We start from the raw sequence: 2,409 nt of genomic DNA on the forward strand, positions 1-2,409 counted from the left end.
CATTATCCCCCTTTTGAAGAGGAAGCTTAATATTGATTTTATATTGGTTAAAATAATAAATTTTGATTATTAATGGTATTATTATATAATATAGAAGAAAGTTGAAAATTAGTATATAAATTTAGAAATTGCACTGATTTGTAACAAGCTTTTAATAAAGGAGAAAATTATATGAATGAAACCATATTAATTGTAGATGATGAGGAAAGAATTAGAAATCTTGTGTCCATCTATTTAAGAAAAGAACAATATAATATTTTACAGGCTGAAAATGGCAGCGAAGCTATAAATATATTTAATAAAAATAAAGTTGATTTGATTATTTTAGATGTAATGATGCCTATTATGGATGGCTGGGACGTATGCAAAGAAATAAGAAAGACCTCCAATATACCTGTTATAATGCTTACAGCTAAATCTGAAGAGGATGACGAATTATTGGGGTTTGAATTAGGCACAGACAATTATATTACTAAACCCTTTGTTCCAAAGCTACTAGTTGCTAAAGTAAAAGCAATTATTAGGCGGACCTATAGCGCTGAGGTTGTTCTAAAGGAAGAAAACAGCTTTGATGGCCTTGTAGTTGATAACTTAAGCCATGAGGTTACTGTTGACAATATTGAAATTAATTTATCCCCAAAGGAATTTGAACTACTAAATTATTTTATACTTAATAAAAGAATCGTATTAAGTAGAGAAAAAATACTAGATGCTCTATGGGGTATTGATTATTTTGGTGATTTAAGAACTGTGGATACTGTTATAAAAAGGTTAAGAGAAAAACTAGCTGAAAAGTCTTACCTTATAGCAACCATAAGAGGGGCCGGTTATAAATTCGAGGTGAAAAATGAAAAGTAAAAAGAGCATTACAAGAAAGCTTTTCATAATAACTTCTTTAGTTTTTATAGTTTTTATATCTATTAATTTAATAGTTCAGTCTGCATTTTTTGGACAGTTTTATATAAAATGGAAAAAGAATGATCTTGAACAGAATCTAGTCAGATTCAAAAGTGAATATATTTTGCTCCAAAAGGCTGAAGATCAGATTAACTTGATTAGTTCTTTTGAAGAAAACAATAATTATAAAATAGTTATACGCGATAGGTTAGGAAATTTAAAATATCTTACAAAAACTGTTGATGAAAAAAAAGACTCTAAATCAGTTATAATTATAAATCAAATAATGTCTGATGAAATAGGAATTAGAGGTGGTATAACAAAATTTAAAAAAGAAGGAAAACCCTTGATTTTTATTACTAAAGAAAGCCGTGATATGGTAGTAAGTGTAGCTGGTGTAATATATGACGAAAAGAATGATGAAACTGTATATGCTTTTTCCTCATTACAACCAGTAAATGAAGCAGTTCAAGTTATAAAGGAATTTTACTTGTATTTCTACATAGGCGTATTACTTACCAGTCTACTTCTATCTTTACTATACTCAAATATGATTGCAAAACCACTTATAAAAATAACTAAAACGGCGTCTAAAATGGCTGATCTTGACTTTACAGAGAAATGTGTGGTTAAAAGTGAAGATGAAATAGGTGCACTAGCTACTTCATTGAATCTTCTATCAGAAAATTTAAATGAATCACTAACCTCACTTAAAGATGCTAACTCGCAATTAGAAAAAGATATTGAAAAAGAAAAAAAATTGACTGAGATGCGGAAAGACTTTGTGGCAGCGGTTTCTCATGAGCTTAAAACACCTATTACTCTTATAGAAGGGTACACTCTTGCTTTAAATGATGATGTTTTAGAAGGTGAAGAAAAACAATATTTCATAGATGTCATAATGGATGAGTCAAAGAGAATGAACAATTTAGTATCAGATATGTTAAATTTGTCTCAACTAGAATCAGGAAATTTCAAATTGGTTAAAGAAGAATTTTTTCTCCATGAACTCGTAAAACCAATTGCTAAGAAATTTTCAACGTTAATTAATGAGAAGAACATTAAACTTCGATTAAATTTAATAGAAAATATAAAGATAAATGCAGATTGGAACAGAATAGAACAGGTCATAACAAACTATATGACTAATGCAATTAGACATACTAATGCTGGTGGATCTATAGTAGTAACAATGATAAATAGTGAAGATACCATTTGTGTTGAAGTAGAAAATAGCGGAAGTAAAATAGATGATGCTGAAACAAACATGATATGGGATAACTTCTATAAAATTGATAAATCAAGGACTAGGAAGCTTGGAGGTACTGGGCTAGGTCTTTCAATAGTTAAAAATATAATATTACTTCATGATGGTACCTGTGGAGTAGAAAACACTGAAATGGGAGTTAAATTCTATTTCACTTTAACAAAACAAAAATGATTCAGTAATTACTGGATCATTTTTTTACAATATCCCTCATTGCATATAAGTTCATCACGACTTCCTAATAA

2 protein-coding genes are annotated in these 2,409 nt (G+C 29.0%); both read left to right on the forward strand.

Annotated elements, in window-relative coordinates; translation table 11 throughout:
• Positions 1–171: 171 nt before the first annotated feature.
• Positions 172–858, forward strand: coding sequence for a response regulator transcription factor (locus tag JJE11_RS17455; protein ID WP_291637931.1), 687 nt, complete (start codon positions 172–174; stop codon positions 856–858).
• Positions 848–2,338, forward strand: coding sequence for an ATP-binding protein (locus JJE11_RS17460; protein ID WP_291637933.1), 1,491 nt, complete (start codon positions 848–850; stop codon positions 2,336–2,338). The genes JJE11_RS17455 and JJE11_RS17460 overlap by 11 nt, the downstream gene beginning before the upstream one ends.
• The last annotated feature ends 71 nt before the right edge of the window (positions 2,339–2,409 follow it).

The sequence above is a fragment of the Clostridium sp. genome, assembly GCF_016650095.1.
GTDB lineage: Bacteria > Bacillota > Clostridia > Clostridiales > Clostridiaceae > Clostridium_AD.